This is a genomic window from Neptuniibacter caesariensis (genome assembly GCF_000153345.1).
Taxonomy (GTDB): Bacteria; Pseudomonadota; Gammaproteobacteria; order Pseudomonadales; family Balneatricaceae; genus Neptuniibacter; species Neptuniibacter caesariensis.
This window is the reverse complement of the sequence record NZ_CH724126.1, coordinates 514,079-531,615: the sequence shown is the minus strand read 5'-3', so window position 1 is coordinate 531,615 and position 17,537 is coordinate 514,079. Positions and strand designations below refer to the sequence as shown.

Below are 17,537 nucleotides of genomic sequence, written 5' to 3'. Positions count from 1 at the left end.
AATCTGGCCCTTTTATAGTATGATTCCACCCTTTGCCTAAGCCCAGACAGACTTCTCCAGCTTCAGCAATTCATCGATGAGAAGTTAAGGGATAAGAGATTCATTCGGACGCAATGGAAAAAGTATTTGCTACCATGGTGCAGAAAGGAAAAGCTGCCCCAAAACTCACGTTTATTTTTATCTTTATCTGCCTGGCCCTGCTGGATCTGGTGCTGGTGAGGGATATTAGTTGGCTACTCGAGAATCTAGAGGGTAAGCGCTTTTGGGTGAATTATAGTTTCAGCCTGGGAGCACTGTTCCTGCTAATGCTGATTCTTGCTCCAACGAAGAGCGCGGTCATACGTTCCGTCTTTCTCTTTTTTATTCTTGGAACTCAGATTGCCCAGCAATCATACTTTGCCGTTTACGGCGGTTTTGTCTCTGTTTTCGATCTGCGCTTTGTCGCAGCTGACCCTTTGCTAACTCTGGAGCTTTGGCTGGACAATGCCATCATTCTCAAGCCCCTGATTTTATTGGCCATTGAGCTCCCCCTACTACTGTTGCTATTCCGTCTTGATCTCAAACCACGCTGGTGGCTCCGGCTCGGCAGTGGCATCCTGGCGACGTTGTTATTTTTACTCGTCACCTTCAGTTGGTACGGTATAAACAAATTCCAATTTAGTTCAGTCGCTTACGCCGGTGTTTTTCCCGGGCTGATCGAACGACATGCCTTTGAAGACAAACTGACTGAAAAACCCCAGGTTCCAGCACAAAAGCCTGCCCCTGATGCGCCAAATATTGTCTTTGTGGTGGGCGAATCACTGAATGTACAGAATCTCGGTATCTATGGTTACGAGCGCCAAACCACCCCGCGTCTACAGAAAATGCTGGACCGTGAAGAGATGCTGCTCTATCGCAACGCAGTGAGCATTGGCACCCGTACACTGAGCTCAGTCCCTTATATGCTCACAGGCCTTCAGGGTATTGACCCATATGGGGTTATCTATAGCAGCCCTACCATATTCAATTACGCAAAGGCAGCGGGCTATCAAACCGCCTTCATCACAGCCCAGGACTTCCAGTGGCGCAATATCGATCAGATGTTCGTCGATCAGGATCTGGATTTTTACCGAAGCGGACCAGACTTTAGCGCTTCAGTATCTGTTTCAGAGGGTGCTGATGACATGAAGGTATTAGAGAAAGGTATTTTCCCATATCTTGATCAAGCGTTAAGCCAGCCTCAATCCGCACCTATGATGCTCGTCGCGCAAATGAACGGGAGTCATTACCCGTATAACACCCACTCTCCGGATTACATCAAACAATTCCTACCGGAAACAGAGCCGAACGGAATCAATGCCTACGACAATACCGTACTCTATACCGACCTCTATCTTGAAGGGTTGGTGAACCATGTCAGAAACTTAGATCCCGAGGCCTGGATCTTTTATTCATCTGACCATGGTCAGGATATCTCGCAAACCAAAACCCACTTCAACCGTGGATATGGTTCAGGGGTTATCCATAACTCATTAATGGTTTTCCCACCTAAATCAGCACTAAACCGGTTAAAGGCAAACCTGCAAAGCCCGGTTAGTCAGGCGGATATCTTTGCCACCATTCTTGAACTGATGCAGATAAGCCCCGTATCTGAGATCAATGGCGCCAACCTTTTAGAACCCATTGAACAGGACCGATTACGCGTTGTATCGGCTTATATGAAAACACTGCACAATGAACCTAATGCTGTACTGATGTTCCCAGATATGAGTTATATCCACGTCGACTTTGATCGTCAGAGTGTTACCTTTCAGGACGGTAAAACCATCAAGCCCTATGCAGAGCTGCAACCCGAATACAGAGCTTTCTTTGAACGGCGGTTAAATCCGGATTCAGCGCAGTTGAAGTCTGAGGAGCATAGCCAATGAAGACGTTAATTATTGGCCCCTCATGGGTAGGCGATATGCTGATGAGCCAATCACTCTATCGGCATCTGAAACAAGCTCAACCTGAACGAGAGATTGATGTCCTGGCGCCGGACTGGTGTCGCCCGGTTTTAGCCCGGATGCCAGAGATCAATAACTCCATAGCGATGCCCGTTGGGCATGGAAGCTTGCAATGGGGTGTACGAAAAGAGATCGGTAGGGAGCTCTCCCAACAGAGCTATGAGCAAGCATTTGTCCTGCCCAACTCATTGAAGTCGGCACTGATTCCCTGGTTTGCAAAAATTCCGATGCGTACAGGGTGGCGGGGTGAGATGCGCTATGGTTTGTTAAATGACATACGCCCTCTGGATAAAGAAGCGTTTCCACTCATGGTGCAGCGCTATGTAGCCCTGGCTTATCCACCTGAGCAAGCAGCCCTGCAAAAAGAACAGATTCTGTTCCCTCAGCTTGAAGTAAAAGCAGAAGAACAAGCAAAAGCCATTGATCAGTTCTCTTTGCAGAACCAGAAAAGCATCGCTTTCTGCCCAGGTGCCGAATTTGGTCCGGCAAAGCGCTGGCCCGACTACCACTACGCCAAGCTTGCGCAAATGCTAATCGCCGATGGCTATTCGATCTGGTTATTTGGTTCACAAAAAGACCGCGCTGCCTGCGCACAGATTATCGACCAGCTTTCAGATCATGAAAAAGATCAGTGCTATAATCTTGCGGGCGAAACTTCACTTCCACAGGCAATCGATCTGATTGCTGCGTGTAAACTAGCCGTGAGCAATGATTCTGGATTAATGCATATAGCTGCAGCCGTAGGAACACCCCTGGTTGCCCTTTATGGTCCAACCAGTCCTGGCTTTACGCCACCTCTGTCAGCAAAAGCCGAGATTATCAGGCTTATTGAAGGTTTTCATAAAATCCGCAAAGGGGACGCTGACCAGGGCTATCATCAAAGTCTGATCGATATCTCACCAGAGATGGCCTATAGCACAGCCGAAAAGTGGTTAGGGGATGAGTAAGCAGGCAATGAAAGTACTGATTGTTAAAACCTCATCTCTAGGCGATGTGATCCATACCCTTCCCGCGCTGACCGATGCCATGCATGCCATACCCGGCATTCGTTTTGATTGGGTTGTTGAAGAGGGCTTTAAAGAGATTCCTGCCTGGCACCCGGCTGTGGATAAAGTCATACCAGTCGCTATCCGGCGCTGGAGAAAGTCACTGCTTAGCAGCCAGACCCGAGCTGAGTGGAAAGCCTACAAAGCTGCACTTCAATCAACCAAATATGATGCCGTGATTGATGCACAAGGGCTGATTAAAAGTGCCTTTTTAGTGACTCGCCTGGCTAAAGGTCCTAGCTACGGACAGGACAAAAACTCAGCCCGTGAACCGCTGGCTGCAAAGTTCTTTGACCATCCGGTTCCTGTTGCGAAACAGCAGCATGCTGTAGAGCGAACCCGCCAGCTATTTGCCAAGGCACTTGGCTATGCCTTACCAGATGCAAAAGGGGACTTTGCCGTACAGGCTCACTTCCAGGATACAAACCCGTCTGAGCAGCCATATCTGGTTTTTCAACACAGTACCACTCGCTTTGATAAACACTGGCCTGAAGTCTATTGGCAGGAACTTATCAAAAAAGCGAGCGAGTCTGGATGGCAGATTAAGCTCCCCTGGGGTAACCCTGCAGAGAGAGAACGCGCCGAGCGACTCGCTAAAGTTCACGAAAATGCACAAGTACTTCCAAAGCTGACCCTTGCAGAGGTTGCTCAAATACTCTCATCTGCTAGTGGCTGTGTTTCAGTTGATACCGGGTTATCTCACCTTGCAGCTGCGCTTGATCGCCCTAATGTCATCTTGTTTGGCCCAACAGATCCGGGCCTGGTTGGCGGCTATGGCAAAGATCAACTCTGCCTGGAAGCAAAAGGCTACCCCCCCGTTTCTGGGCAGATAGAACCGGCTATTTTTGCACCTCTGACACCTGAGATTGTCTTTACCAATCTTGAAAAGTTACTAAAAAATTAATATAGGTCAAAAGAAGACGGTGAATTCTTTACCCCCCTACATTAGCGATCTAGGATGTAACTAGGAGATTCCTCAGGGCCGAGGGCAGATGAGAAGTCGCAGTTATGCTCGAATCGCTTTTGGAGCGGATAGATCATGAGGAATTTATACTCCTCTCAGAAGATATCAAAAGCTCCCTAGCCGAACACCATATATGGTTGCAACGTATTAACCTTGCGATAGCAACGCGTACACCTATTAAAGAGCATTCCTTTATCGCTGAAGATGGGCACAGACATTGTCATTTTGGTTTGTGGCTGGCAAACATCATGGCCGAGGAGGAGTTTGATTCACCCATCTTCGATCAGATTAATCAACTCCATGTTAAGTTACACCTGAAGGGAAGTGAGCTGATCTATTCGCTGGATCTGGGGCATCCTCTGGATGAGTCGCTCTATGCCTCGTTTCTCGATACTCAACGTCAGTTTTTCAATGCTGTACTAGAGCTATTGGAGTTTTCTGTCATCTCGACCCACCAGTTTGACCCAACAACCAAACTGATGAACCGACGCAGCATCCATTCCATACTCGCCCACGAGAAGCAGCGTATGGAGAAAACAAAAGACACAGTTTGCGCGATAGCAATGGCAGACATTGATCGCTTTAAAGCATTCAATGACCGATACGGACATGATCTCGGAGATAAAGTACTGGAACACGTTGCTTCAGTATTTAACAGCGCGATCCGTCGTTACGATTCAGTGGCAAGGTTTGGCGGTGAAGAATTTCTCTTCGTGCTACCAGATATGACCATTAAAGATGCAACAAACACTATAGAAAGGGTTAGAAAAAAACTAAGCACCTCCCCGATTGAGAGCGAATTCGGTCCTTTAGCAGTAACCGCATCTTTCGGTATTACTCAACTATGCCCTCATTGCAACACCGAAGGTTCTCTAAAGCGGGCAGATGTCGCGCTCTACGAAGCCAAAGCCAGAGGGCGTAATCTCTGTGTCAGTGTTGATGCCAGCAAGCTATTGCAGCACCGTGAACTATGCTCTGTTGATCCTAGTGAAGAACAATTACAAGAGATAATCCAAAAGTACTGCGAAGTTATTTAATTCTCTTTAACGGGCAGTCAATAAACTATCTTATTGATTAGCCAATACTTATTTCGCACAGCGATAGAAGATTTTGTCTGCTATACATATCTATAAACGCTGCAGTAAATTAAAATATAAACATTCAATAATTTAGACGGGTTCGCCTTGTTGAAAAACACACCGCCTTCATCAACTAACACACCTAGCACTTACCGTGGGCTATTGATGCTTGTTATCTTGCCTCTATTATTAGTGGCTTTAGGTGGCGGTGCGATCTACCTTAACCTGTTGTCCGAGAGCGAGGCTGAAGCCCGCATCCACGGCAGCAATATAACCAGCCTTCTCTCAACTCATACCAATGAGTTTATTAGTAACCGGGTGGATGCCGTTGAGCTGTTAGCCGGGGAGACTCTGTTAAGAAATTCCCCCTTACTAATCGGAAATGACGAACCGAAAGACCTTTTCGAAGCGCGTTTACTTCTCAACCGTTACTGCAAAACGCTCAATGCTTCTCTCTGCTACATAATGAATGTCAAAGGTGACGCGGTTGCTGATAGCCGTCCTCCGGAAACATCAATCGTTGGCAATAACTACGGCTTCCGGCCTTACTTTAAACAAGCGATCTGGGGAGAATCGAGCATCCATCTCGCATTGGGAGTGACAACAAAAAAACGAGGCATCTATTTCAGCAGCCCTATTATTTCAGCACATAATAAAATTGTCGGCGTTGCTGTTATTAAGTTTCTGCCTGCCCCTATAGAACAACGTTTCGCTGAAGTCACTGGCTTCGCATCACTGGTAGATCCTAACGGTATTGTATTTGCTTCAAACCAACCGGATTGGCTCTATAAGTCTCTGTTCAAACTCAGCCCCCAGCGCCTCAAGAAAATTGCCGAGTCTCGTCAATTCGGTGACCAGGCACCCGAATCCCTGGGCTTTACCGTCGATAGTGATAACAACGTCTCTGGGCCAAGCGCTCAAAACCACCTGCTCGAACAAGTTTCAGTCTCTCAGCTTCCCGGCTGGAGTATCACTTACCTTTACCGGACTGAACATATAACAAGTATGGAGCACCCTAATCAGGGAATCGCGGCGCTTTCAATTATCATCATTCTTTTCCTGCTGACCCTGTTCGCTGTAAAGCAACTTTATAGCAGGCTGGTTGAAACGCTGCGTTCCAATGCGCAGCAACAAAAAGATCTGGAACGCAGCGAACACCGCTTGCAGAACTTCGACAAAGTAAGCTCAGAAGCTATCTTTATCCATAACAGTGAAGGGATAGTGGATGTTAATAAGCAAGCAGAGAAGATGTTTGGCTATACCCATACTGAGCTACTCCAACTCAAGCCGGATGACTTCTTTTCTGCTGAAAGCCTTCCTGTTGCAATGGAGAAGGTACGTACTCAATCAGAAACACCTTATCAGGCAACCGTGATAACCCGGGATGGTACGGCTATCCCTGTAACTGTGAACGGTAAAGCTGTTTTATGGAACGGACAGAAAGCCCGTGCCGCTTCATTCAGGGATATTACCCGCAGGATCGAATATCAAAAAAGATTAATGGCCAGCGAGGATCGTTTCCGACAACTATCCGATCTGGTAGCGGAAGGGCTCCTGATCTACAGCGAAAACAAAATAATCGATGTTAACCAGTCACTCTGTGAACTGTTTGGTCAACGTCGTGAGGATCTGTTGGAATCTGATCTTTCAGAGCTTTTTTCCGAGCAATCACTTACTGCCATAAACAACCACCCAGATACCGCGGCGGCTCTGGAGTTATCACTTGAACGGGCTGACGGCACCCTATTTCCCGCAGAGATAACAACCGCCAGCATGCAGTTTGATGATGGCTTGTTTATTGTCCTGTCGATAAGAGATATCAGCCGCTATAAAGAGCAAGAAGAACATATTCTTTATCAGGCCCAGTTTGACCTGCTCACTCATATTCCAAACCGCTTTCTGGCAAAAGACCGGGCGGAGCAAGCCATACGAAACGCTGACAAACATGATGGTAAATTAGCCCTGATGTTTATCGACCTGGATGGTTTCAAAAAGGTCAATGACAGCATGGGTCATGAAGTTGGCGATCAACTTTTACAGCAAGCTACCCGCCGTTTTGTTAGCTGTATTGAGAAACAGCACACGCTCGCTCGCCATGGCGGCGATGAGTTCATTATTATCCAGGAAGATATTGCTGACCCGACCGATTCTGAGATCGTAGCTGAAAAAATTCTTCAGCAATTTTCAAACCCTTTCAGCATTGAGAACAAGCAGCTGATTGTAACCGCCAGTATCGGGATCTCTATCTACCCTGATGATGCTAATAACTACAGCGATCTGCTACGCGCTGCAGATATCGGCATGTATAAAGCAAAACATGACGGTAGAAATCGCTTCCATTACTACACCCAGGAGATGAATGACATCGCCACCCGCAAGCTGGCACTCGACAACAGTCTCAGGGAAGCACTACAAAACAGAGAGTTCAATCTGGTTTTCCAGCCTCTCATCTGCAACGTCAAAGGCCAGCCCAAGGTGCAGGGAGCTGAAGCGCTGATCCGTTGGACCTCTCCGGTCTTGGGCCAGGTTTCTCCTGTTGAGTTTATTCCACATACTGAGCAGTCAGGGCTTATCATCCCGATCGGTCGCTGGGTGCTGGAACAAGCCTGCCAGCAGGCTAAACGGTGGGTAGATGACGGACAGGAAGATGTATTTATTTCGGTCAATGTCTCGCCAAGACAGTTCAAAGGCAATGATCTGTTACGTGACCTTACATCAGCCTTAGAAAGCAGCGGACTTCACCCACACCATCTTAATATTGAAGTGACCGAAGGTCTGCTAATTGAAGCCAGCCCCGAGCTAAACAACACACTTCAGCTGATTACTGACATGGGTATTAACCTGTCTATGGATGACTTTGGTACAGGGTACTCTTCATTAAACTATCTGAAAAAGTTCCCCTTTAATAACCTGAAAATAGACCGCTCATTTATCAAAGAGCTGCCGGACAACTCTGATTCCGCCATACTGGTTACAGCGACAATCGCTATGGCTCACCAACTGGGGTTAAGCGTAACCGCCGAGGGTATTGAAACCGCTGAGCAGTATAACTACCTGCGTGGTTTGAGATGTGATCGGTTACAAGGTTTCTATATGGGCAAGCCTGTTCCAGCCAATGAATTTAGCTTTGAGCTTGCTCCGTAATCCCCCCCTATTTCCGAAAAATACCGATCTTCAAGCTGTACAAAATATTGACAACACTTGCCACCAAAGTATAAGTTTATACATTGCTTATACTAATTGGTCTTACCAATATACCATATTGTCGCTATAAGCTATCCTAGAACCAATAACAAAAATAAAAAGCGAGTCCATCAATGTTGCAAGTAACCTTCAAGCAGAAGCTGATCTTTGTGGTCCTGCTCACGCTGGTCAGTATTGCCTATCTCGGCTTTGTATCATTAAGCAACCTAAGCGAACAAAATAATTCCGCCAAGCGCGTTTCCAACCTGACCGAAACCAGCGACCTTTTATCCACTCTTCAGCTGGAGCTTTTGACTGCGGAAAGCGCCCTGTCCCAGATGACTGAAACGAATGCCAGTGCATTTGATAAAGAATTAAAAACGATGTCCGCATCGTTTAAGCAGGGACTATCCGAAAAATCAGTGCTGACTACTGATCCTAAGCTTGCAGAAATGCTGGAGCAGAGTTCAAGCTTCTTTACTCAGTATATAAACGCACTCAGTGCTCAACTCTCCGCTCAGCGGGCTCTCGGCTTTAATGGTGAATCCGGGGTACTAAAACCCCTCAATGAAGCCGCCGCCGATCTTGAAGATAAACTGTCCGTTTTCAGTATGTTGCTTCAGCCATTCATTGTTACCCGCCAATTGGAAAAGGAATACCTGATATCTCCCAGCCAGGAAGCCGCTGATAAGCTGAGTAAGCAATTGGAAACGGTGATTTATGAAGTTAAAGATGCAGAATTTTATGACACCTTTGGCCCTTCAATAGAAACCTATCAGGCCCAAACTCAGAAGCTGATTGTCGCTGCAGAAAACAGAGCATCCAGTTATCTCGCACTGAATAAAGCCCGTACAACATTCAAAGCTCATATCACCAATACACAGCGTTACCTGAAAACTGAGCTTTTAAGCAAAGCTCGCGATCAAGCCGAAGCGGCTACTGCGGATACTCGCTGGACAATTATCTTAGTGAGCGTCATTTTGGCGCTGGCCATTAGTGCAATCCTAGCCAAAATTGGCGTATCAGCTGGCCTGACATTGAAAAGCATCGTTCAACAGGTCAATAAGATTGCTTCAGGCGACCTAACCACCAGTCTCAAGATCTCTGAAAATAAAGCAGACGAGTTCGATCAGGTTTCCAAAGCGGTTAATACAATGACGGACGACCTGCGCCAGGTGATCCGTCAGGTCGCACAAAGTCAGTCCGAACTGCAATTGCAAAGTGAAGAGCTTTCTCAAGCGATCCAGACAATTGCGTCGAATAACAGTCAGGTATCGGATCAATCTAATCACCTGGCTAGCGCTACCGAGCAGATCAGTGCAACCACTGAGCAGGTGGCACACAGGGTACAGAGCCTCCAAACGGACAGCCAGAATGCCCATCAGGCCGCCGTCGATGGCGGCACCATTATCAGCTATGCAATGACTGCCCTGAGCGAAACGGCAAGAGTTGTAGAAGCGTCATCCATGCAACTACAACAGCTACAGCAGCACTCAGAAGAGATCGACAAGGTACTCCTGATCATCAATGATCTGGCCGATCAGACCAACTTACTTGCACTGAATGCAGCAATCGAAGCGGCCCGCGCAGGTGAAGCGGGACGTGGATTTTCTGTCGTGGCAGATGAAGTCCGCACCCTGGCCGAAAGCACGGTCAAAGCCACAGGAGATATCACAGATACTGTCAGGGCAATCCAGCAGCAAACCCGCTCGGTAATAGACGTGATGAACCAAAGCACCAAAAGCATCGATGAAGTAAAGCAGCAGGGTGGTGAAGCTCAGCGCGCGGTAGAACGAATAGAGCAACAAACACAACAGGCGCTAAGTACCAGTACCGAGATCACCGGCGCCATTGATGAGGTCGCGACAACGACCCGCGAGATGGCTTCAAGCATGGATCAGATAGCTCAAGGTATTGAGCAAAATAGCTGTGCATCGAATGCGATTGTGACCTCTGCTGACAACCTCAAAGGCAGTGCGGAAAATATGGGAGAAATGACTCGTAAGTTCAGCTACTAACACTCTGCTAACCTTTTCTTCCGGGCCCATATGGGCCCTTTTTCTTTCTGTACTTGATCTATGTAAGCTCACTCACCTTCGTCATGCTCTATACTCAGGGCTGATCTGAATCATGAAGAAACCGTATGTCGAATTTACAACCTATGAAACTGCTATTTGTTTGCCGCCACAATGCGGTTCGTTCCCAAGTCGCTGAAGTACTAGCCAATTCCATTAGCCATGGAAAAGTTCAGGCGCTGAGTGCTGGAGTTGAGCCTCAACCTGTACCTGATTTTATTCAAGAATGGGCAGGAGGATATTCCACCCAATCCAGTGCGTTAAGCACAACATCGTTGCAGGAGATGGAAGGCCATGACTTTGACCTGATTATTACTCTCTGTGACAAGACCCACCAGGCCTTACCAGAATTATCCACAGATACTGCGCATATACGCTGGGACTTCCAACATCCAGATAATATGGAATCGTTAAAGCATCTGGAAATTGAACTATCAGAGCGACTTAGGCTAATGTTTTTAGCTAAGAATCTGATTTAGATAAAAGGAGAAAGTGGTGCCGGCACCAAGAGTCGAACTCGGGACCTACTGATTACAAGTCAGTTGCTCTACCAACTGAGCTATACCGGCACATCTCAGAAGAGGACGCGAATAATAGGCAGTTTGATTCGTTTAATCAAGATTTTTTTACCCTTATCTGCCTATTATTTTCGAGCTGTATATTATTTCTACAACAACGTGCTCCGAACTACCTCTTAATCCAGATAAAGCTGATTATTCGCAAGTCCTCGACCTGTCACCTATATTCATTAGACAATGAAAAGATTCTCTAATCTGTTTACTGAGGTGCCCACTCCAGGTGTCCATACAAGAGAGCTTAACGTTCAGTGCGGATGAACTCAGCGAGCTTTGTGGTGAAGGATATTTCAATGTATTGGTCAAAAAACTCCTGGAGTTGATCAATGCTGATTATACCTATGTAGCCAGAATTCTGGATGGCGCACATGAAGCCGAAACTGTCGCTTTCTATGGTAAAGGCGAGTTTTACCCCGCGATCAGGTACAACCTGTCAGGCACACCCTGTGAAGATCTTCGCTGCTCTGAAGAGGCTTGCATCCTAAGCGGTGTTGCCGATATCTATTCGGAAGATGAATTCCTTAAAGACCTCTCAATTGAAGGTTATTTAGGCATTGTCCTCAAAGACGATAATAATGAGGTTATCGGCATCCTAACTGCACTGTTCACCGTCCCTATTCCAGAGCAGGATGCCAGGGAGATTAAACGGTATTTCTTAAACTTCTCGACCCGAGCTTCACGAGAACTGGAACGCATCAAATACGAACACCTGTTAAAAAACGAGATATCTCTCCTTCAGGAAAAAAACGACCGGCTACAGATCGCACAAAAGGTCTACGATTTTTCGAAGGACGGCATCATCATCACCAACGCCGACAATGAAATACTTTATGTTAATAAAGCTTTGGAAGAGATGTCCGGCTTCTCGCTCAACGAACTCAAAGGCAGTAACCCAAGAAGGCTTAGTGCAGGCCAGCAAGAAAAACGGCTCGCTGATAAATTATGGCATTCGTTGGTTAAAGAAGGTTTCTGGCGAGGTGAGCTGTGGAACCAGCACAAGGATGGAACCACCTACCCGGTTTCCACTTCAATCACCACGATTCCTGATGAACTGAATGTAGCAAAGCATTATGTTGCTATTCATCGTGATATCACAGCAGAGAAACAAGCGGAAAAGCTGATCAGGTTCCAGGCCACTCATGACTCACTTACCGGTTTGCTAAACCGGTATGAATTTAATCTGAGGCTGGAATCCCTGCTTACTAGTGTTCAATCCCGCAACAACTCCGCTGCTTTCATCATGCTGGATATGGATGATTTCAAAAGTATCAATGATATTCAGGGCCACAGCACAGGTGACGCATTATTGATGTTGATGGCAAAAAGGATTGATGACCTTTTACCGGACAGCTACCTGCTAGCAAGGTTAGGCGGAGATGAGTTTGCTATATTCGCCGAGTATGCGGACAAAAGTGTTATTCACACGTTGACCCAATCTCTGGTCGGAGCCTTCAATCAGGTCTTTGAACTACAAGGCCTGCGCTTACGCTGCTCAACCTCAATCGGACTCAGTTTATTTCCCCATGATGCGGATAATAGTCAGGAGCTCTTTAAGTGTGCAGACCAGGCATTATATGAAGCGAAGAAAAACGGTGGTGCATGCTATGCGGTATTTACCCCCAGGCTTCGTACCGCAGCAGAACGGCATCAGAAAATCCGCCTTAAACTGGCCGATGCCATCGAACAAGAACGGATTGAACTGCATTATCAGCCCATTGTTGATATCGCCACAGGTCGCGTCAGCCGTTGCGAAGCCCTTGCCCGCTGGACGGATGATGAACTAGGCCCAATAACACCTTGTGAGTTTATTAAGGTCGCTGAACATTCCGGGCTGATCCATCCGTTAAGCTATTTGATCGTTAAACGTGCACTGTCTGAGTTACGCGAGATCAACTCTGCACTCATCGAACCGATTGAAATCTCTATCAATCGATCCCCGGTTGAGTATCTGGAACAAACAGCCCAGCAAGATTTTATTCTGAACCTGTCCAAAGAAATGGGGATACCAGCCGAGCTCATTACTATCGAACTCACTGAAAGCTTTATGCTCAAAGACCCAGAGCTCGCCATAAGGCTCCTGACTTCGCTGAAAGATTTCGGTTTCAATCTAGCGCTGGATGACTTTGGTACCGGCTATTCTTCTTTATCCTATCTGAAAAAATTTCCTTTCGACTTCCTGAAGATAGATCGCTCCTTCATTACTGATATCACCTCGACAGCGGACGACTATCAGTTAGTTAAAACGATTATTGAGATGGCTCGCATACTAGGTATGAAGTGCATTGCCGAAGGGGTTGAGGATGAAAAGCAACTGCAGATTATTGAGTCATTGGGTTGCCGTCATATTCAGGGTTATTATTTTTCTCGCCCCTTGAATGCAAGCGACTTTATCCTTTACCTGAAGCAGGCCTTCCCTGCCCAGGTAAAGTAAAACCACTTAGGGACTGATCTGAAATTGATCGGCATCTCGCCAGGCGGGGAACTTTTCACGAAAAGCGTTAAGCGCCTCTCCATTTAGCTGAGCCGTTTCTACAAATACTTTATCGATAGCATGGTCAATAACCGGTTCACCCAGATAATCCACCAGCAAACTGTCACCAGAGTAATCGAGTCCGTTGCCGTCTGAACCAACGCGATTCACACCAACACAGTAACACTGGTTTTCTATTGCCCGGGCATGCAGCAAGGTTCGCCAGGCTTTTCGCCTTGGTGCAGGCCAGTTAGCTACATAGACGACCAGATCATAATCGTTGCGATTACGGCTCCAAACCGGGAAGCGCAGGTCGTAACAGATCTGCGGCAGAATACGCCAGCCCTTGTACTCAAAGACTAACCGCTCATGCCCCTGCGTATAATGCTCATGTTCGCTACCCATACGAAACAAGTGGCGTTTATCATAAAACCTTTGCTGGCCATCCGGAGTAACAAACATAAAGCGGTTTGCAAACCCTTGCTCAGTCTCAATAGCGAGGCTTCCGCAGATTGCAGCATCTGAAGCCGCTGCCTGATCCAGAAGCCACTGACAAGTTATCCCCCCCTCTTTTTCAGCCACTCGCTCAGGTTGCATACTAAACCCGGAATTAAACATTTCGGGTAAAACAATAAGATCGGTCGTTCCCTTTAAAGACGCTATCTTCTCGCCTAAATGTTCAAGATTCTTTTCAGCATCCTGCCATTCCAGATCAGATTGGATCAGAGATACTCTTAAATTCTGCATAACTGCTCCGCTGCTTTTTCCAGGGTATCGCTACTCTTAGCAAAACACAGACGAACCATCCCCGTTTGGGTGCCATCTTTATAAAAGGGCGACAGAGGTATGGTGGCAACCCCAGCTTCTTTTAATAACCACAGGACAAATTCCTGATCTGAAAGGTCACTGATTGCTGTGTAATCTAACAACTGAAAATAGGTTCCAGGTGATGGCATGATGCCAAAGCGGCTCGATGAGAGCCGTTCGTTCATCAGATCACGTTTTTGCTGATAAAAGACCGGTAGGTTCTGATCATGTTCTGCATCCGATTGCATGTACTCGGCGATTGCTGCCTGCATCGGTGTCGAGGTACTAAACGTCAGATATTGATGTACCTTACGAAACTCTTTCATCAGCGCTTCAGGCGCTACGCAATACCCCACTTTCCAACCCGTGACATGATAAGTTTTCCCGAATGAAGATACGATAAAACTTCGCTCGGCCAACATAGGGCTTCGATTAAAACTCTGATGAACCTGGTTATCAAAAATAATGTGTTCATAGACTTCGTCGGACAACAGCAGGATATTGGTGCCTTCCAGCAACTGTTCCAGCTGAAGAAGGTCCTCACTACTCATCACACTCCCGGTTGGGTTGTGCGGTGAATTAAAAATAATCATCCGCGTACGGAGCGTGATCGCATCCTGCAACCGCTGGAAATCAATCGCAAATTGTGGGGGTAATAGTGGTATGTGAACGGTTGTTCCGCCGTTCAGTGTCACTGCAGGCTCATAACTATCATAGGCGGGATCAAATACGATCACCTCATCCCCAGCATTCACTGTGGCACTAATCGCTGCAAAAATGGCTTCGGTTGCGCCGGAAGTGATCGTGACTTCAGATTCGGCTTCCAGCTTTCGCCCGTAACAACGAAACACTTTATCAGAGACAGCCTGACAGAGTTCAGGTAAACCCGCCATCGGTGCATACTGATTCTTACCCTCAGCAATAAAACGGCCTACCGCATCTAAAAGCGGCTTAGGCCCATCAAAGTCAGGAAAGCCTTGCGACAGGTTGATCGCTTTTTGCTGGTTAGCCAATGCGGTCATCTGCGAAAAGATAGTCAGGCCAACCGAGGGAAGTTTGCTAGAGGGGTAGTCCATTTTATCTCCATGGAACATGGGCATTTAAAGACCATTATCTATTTTTTTCTACAACCTGACACCCACGAGCTAATCTAAACTTTAGAAAACCATTCTCGTCAGGATAAAAGCCGTGCCTACGTCTGAACACAAAATTACTGTTTTCTACGATGGCGCCTGCCCTCGCTGTGTAGATGACCGCTTGAACTATGAGCGATTAGACTCAAACGAAGGAGACGTTATTTGGTTTGATATCACGGGTAAAGAAGAAGAGCTAAAAGCCTTGGGAGTCGATCCTAAAGCAGCACTATTAGAACTGCATATCCGCGATCATAACGGCGAAATACGCTCAGAACTGGATGCCTATCAGGTATTGATGGCGCGAATTCCTCAATACAGGCTCATTGGTTGGTTGATTGGCCTACCTGCTATTAAACCTGTCGCTGCTGCCCTATACCACTGGATGGTGAAACGGCGCCTAAAAAAGGAGGGCAGGCTATAACCCACCCACCTTTTAAAAATCAGGGTTCCTGTCGGGTTGCTGCAATCACAATCTCGCGGATACATACATTTTGAGGCTGCTGATAGGCGTATAAAATAGCGGCAGCTACATCGTCGGCCTGAATCGCGCCACCCATCTCCTCTTTCCACTCGCTATAGCCCTGCTTAATCTCATCACAAGTGGTATGTGATAGCAGCTCTGTTTCAACCGCTCCTGGTGCAATGGTCACGACCCGCACACCATCATTTGCGACCTCTTCACGAAGATTTTCACTCATGGCATGAACTGCGAATTTAGTACCACAATAAGCCGCATGGTTAGGGAAGGTTTTTCGCCCAGCGATCGAGCTAATATTGATAATCGTGCCCGCTTTACGCTGTTTCATTGCAGGAAGAACCGCGCCGATGCCATGCAAGACCCCCTGAACATTAACGGCAAACATCTGCTGCCATTCACTCGGGGCCTGGTCATGCAGCTGTCCGAGCAACATACAACCTGCATTATTGATAATCGCATCGGTCGCACCATAAATGGCTTCCGCTTCAGTAATCGCAGCCTGTAGTGCCTCGGGGTTAGTCACGTCTACCTGACGGCACAAAGTGTTTTCCAGATTCATCCCTTCCAGCTGTTCAATACGTCTAGCCAACAGTAACAGAGGGAAACCTGCATTATTAAAATGCTTTGCCGTTGCCGCGCCAATACCGGAACTGGCACCGGTTATCACTACCAGAGGTTTATTCATCTTCAATATCTCCCGATCAATTCATTAGTCATTAGCTGCAGCCAGTGGAGATATTTTCGTGAAAAGAACTATTATGATAAATACACACAATCCAAAAACATTGTTTGAAAATAATGAACGATCATTACTGGAGCGGAATCCGCTCATTTCTTGCCGTTGCCAAATGTGGAAGCTTCACCTTAGCCGCCGAGGAAACCGGCACCTCAAAAGCCAGTTTAAGCCAACAGGTCTCCCAATTAGAAAAAACCTTGAACCTTCAGTTGCTCTATCGAACGACGCGTTCTATCCGTCTCACGGAAGTGGGTGAAGGCTATTTGCAACGCTGTGAAGCAGCCGTTGCTCAGTTAGATGCCGCACAGGAATGGGCAGTGGCTCACAAACAGATCATCAGCGGCACAATTAAGATGAACAGTGTGGGCGGGCTAATCGGCGAATCGGTGATCGCTCCTTTGCTTATTGAATTTCAAAAACACTATCCTGACATCTGTGTTGAGCTGGATTTCTCCAGCCGTAGGGTCGATCTGTTAAAAGATGATTACGACTTGGTGCTGCGCATGGGCGACCTCCCCGACTCCAGCCTGATCGCACGCAGACTGCATCAGATTAAAACCTGCTATGTGGCCAGTCCGGAATTTATTCAGCGACAAAAGCCAATCAGACATCCACTGGATATCTCAGGCATACCAATGATCTGCGGTAGCGTTACTGACTGGACCTTTAACAAAGACCAAGAACAGTGTCAGATCAGCTTTAAACAAGGCTTTAAGATCCCCAATGGTCGGGTCATGCTGGATGCTGCTAAGTCAGGTTTAGGCGTTGCCCGGCTCGCTGATATCTACGTGCAGCCGGCTATACGTAGCGGCGCACTTGAAGAGATCCTGGAAGAATGGAGCATCACGACCCCTTTATCTCTGGTTTGCCCACCAGCACGTCATCAACTGGACAGAGTTAAACTTCTGATGGACTGGCTTGTGGATAACTTTCCAGAGAGATATCAGCATCTCTTAGCGGAATAAGTGTTTCTGTCAGTTGATCTGAACCCTTCCTCCCTGTC

13 protein-coding genes and 1 tRNA gene are annotated in these 17,537 nt (G+C 47.1%); 10 read left to right on the top strand and 4 right to left on the bottom strand.

The genetic code is table 11. The features are described 5' to 3' along the window. The first annotated feature begins 113 nt into the window (after positions 1-113). The 7 genes from MED92_RS12150 (at position 114) to MED92_RS18635 (ending at position 10,811) form a co-directional block, all read left to right on the top strand. Positions 114-1,907, top strand: a complete 1,794-nt coding sequence (locus tag MED92_RS12150) for a phosphoethanolamine transferase (RefSeq protein ID WP_007021845.1) — start codon at positions 114-116, stop codon at positions 1,905-1,907. Beyond that, positions 1,904-2,932, top strand: a complete 1,029-nt coding sequence (gene waaF / locus MED92_RS12145) for a lipopolysaccharide heptosyltransferase II (RefSeq protein ID WP_007021844.1) — start codon at positions 1,904-1,906, stop codon at positions 2,930-2,932. The genes MED92_RS12150 and waaF overlap by 4 nt, the downstream gene beginning before the upstream one ends. After that, complete coding sequence (gene rfaC / locus MED92_RS12140) at positions 2,925-3,935, top strand: lipopolysaccharide heptosyltransferase RfaC (RefSeq protein ID WP_007021843.1); 1,011 nt, start codon at positions 2,925-2,927, stop codon at positions 3,933-3,935. The genes waaF and rfaC overlap by 8 nt, the downstream gene beginning before the upstream one ends. A gap of 104 nt (positions 3,936-4,039) precedes the next feature. Beyond that, complete coding sequence (locus MED92_RS18645) at positions 4,040-5,032, top strand: diguanylate cyclase (protein ID WP_007021842.1); 993 nt, start codon at positions 4,040-4,042, stop codon at positions 5,030-5,032. Positions 5,033-5,239: 207 nt separating this feature from the next. Next, complete coding sequence (locus tag MED92_RS18640) at positions 5,240-8,218, top strand: bifunctional diguanylate cyclase/phosphodiesterase (protein WP_007021841.1); 2,979 nt, start codon at positions 5,240-5,242, stop codon at positions 8,216-8,218. A 173-nt stretch (positions 8,219-8,391) separates the two neighbouring features. Continuing rightward, complete coding sequence (locus MED92_RS12125; protein ID WP_007021840.1) at positions 8,392-10,275, top strand: methyl-accepting chemotaxis protein; 1,884 nt, start codon at positions 8,392-8,394, stop codon at positions 10,273-10,275. A 125-nt stretch (positions 10,276-10,400) separates the two neighbouring features. Beyond that, positions 10,401-10,811, top strand: a complete 411-nt coding sequence (locus MED92_RS18635; RefSeq protein WP_007021839.1) for an arsenate reductase/protein-tyrosine-phosphatase family protein — start codon at positions 10,401-10,403, stop codon at positions 10,809-10,811. A gap of 14 nt (positions 10,812-10,825) precedes the next feature. On the opposite strand, the gene MED92_RS12115 is transcribed toward MED92_RS18635, so the two are convergent. Then, a tRNA-Thr gene (locus MED92_RS12115) sits at positions 10,826-10,901 on the bottom strand. A gap of 229 nt (positions 10,902-11,130) precedes the next feature. Here MED92_RS12115 and MED92_RS12110 point away from each other — a divergent pair. Next, positions 11,131-13,338, top strand: a complete 2,208-nt coding sequence (locus MED92_RS12110) for a putative bifunctional diguanylate cyclase/phosphodiesterase (RefSeq protein WP_007021838.1) — start codon at positions 11,131-11,133, stop codon at positions 13,336-13,338. Between the two features lie 6 nt (positions 13,339-13,344). Here the strand turns inward: MED92_RS12110 and MED92_RS12105 are convergent, their stop codons facing one another. Together MED92_RS12105 and MED92_RS12100 are read right to left on the bottom strand one after the other, a co-directional pair. Then, the gene (locus MED92_RS12105) at positions 13,345-14,124 is read right to left on the bottom strand and encodes an amidohydrolase (protein WP_007021837.1); all 780 of its coding nucleotides are present in this window, start codon (positions 14,122-14,124) and stop codon (positions 13,345-13,347) included. Further along, positions 14,112-15,260, bottom strand: coding sequence for a methionine aminotransferase (locus tag MED92_RS12100; protein ID WP_007021836.1), 1,149 nt, complete (start codon positions 15,258-15,260; stop codon positions 14,112-14,114). The genes MED92_RS12105 and MED92_RS12100 overlap by 13 nt, the downstream gene beginning before the upstream one ends. Positions 15,261-15,372: 112 nt before the next feature. On the opposite strand from MED92_RS12100, the gene MED92_RS12095 reads away from it, so the two are divergent. Continuing rightward, entirely contained in the window at positions 15,373-15,741 is a 369-nt protein-coding gene (locus tag MED92_RS12095; protein ID WP_007021835.1) for a thiol-disulfide oxidoreductase DCC family protein, read from the top strand. Between the two features lie 19 nt (positions 15,742-15,760). Here the strand turns inward: MED92_RS12095 and MED92_RS12090 are convergent, their stop codons facing one another. Continuing rightward, positions 15,761-16,483 (bottom strand): SDR family oxidoreductase, encoded by a 723-nt coding sequence (locus MED92_RS12090; RefSeq protein ID WP_007021834.1) that lies wholly within the window; start codon positions 16,481-16,483, stop codon positions 15,761-15,763. Positions 16,484-16,596: 113 nt separating this feature from the next. On the opposite strand from MED92_RS12090, the gene MED92_RS12085 reads away from it, so the two are divergent. Beyond that, positions 16,597-17,499 (top strand): LysR family transcriptional regulator, encoded by a 903-nt coding sequence (locus MED92_RS12085; RefSeq protein WP_007021833.1) that lies wholly within the window; start codon positions 16,597-16,599, stop codon positions 17,497-17,499. Positions 17,500-17,537: the final 38 nt, after the last annotated feature.

What these genes read in the sequence shown, in the direction of transcription:
- MED92_RS12100 (WP_007021836.1), bottom strand. Translation starts at nt 15,260, where the DNA reads ATGGACTACCCCTCTAGCAAACTTCCCTCGGTTGGCCTGACTATCTTT.
- MED92_RS12150 (WP_007021845.1), top strand. Translation starts at nt 114, where the DNA reads ATGGAAAAAGTATTTGCTACCATGGTGCAGAAAGGAAAAGCTGCCCCA.
- waaF (WP_007021844.1), top strand. Translation starts at nt 1,904, where the DNA reads ATGAAGACGTTAATTATTGGCCCCTCATGGGTAGGCGATATGCTGATG.
- MED92_RS18635 (WP_007021839.1), top strand. Translation starts at nt 10,401, where the DNA reads ATGTCGAATTTACAACCTATGAAACTGCTATTTGTTTGCCGCCACAAT.
- MED92_RS12125 (WP_007021840.1), top strand. Translation starts at nt 8,392, where the DNA reads ATGTTGCAAGTAACCTTCAAGCAGAAGCTGATCTTTGTGGTCCTGCTC.
- MED92_RS12105 (WP_007021837.1), bottom strand. Translation starts at nt 14,124, where the DNA reads ATGCAGAATTTAAGAGTATCTCTGATCCAATCTGATCTGGAATGGCAG.
- MED92_RS18640 (WP_007021841.1), top strand. Translation starts at nt 5,240, where the DNA reads ATGCTTGTTATCTTGCCTCTATTATTAGTGGCTTTAGGTGGCGGTGCG.
- rfaC (WP_007021843.1), top strand. Translation starts at nt 2,925, where the DNA reads ATGAGTAAGCAGGCAATGAAAGTACTGATTGTTAAAACCTCATCTCTA.
- MED92_RS12090 (WP_007021834.1), bottom strand. Translation starts at nt 16,483, where the DNA reads ATGAATAAACCTCTGGTAGTGATAACCGGTGCCAGTTCCGGTATTGGC.
- MED92_RS12085 (WP_007021833.1), top strand. Translation starts at nt 16,597, where the DNA reads ATGAACGATCATTACTGGAGCGGAATCCGCTCATTTCTTGCCGTTGCC.
- MED92_RS18645 (WP_007021842.1), top strand. Translation starts at nt 4,040, where the DNA reads ATGCTCGAATCGCTTTTGGAGCGGATAGATCATGAGGAATTTATACTC.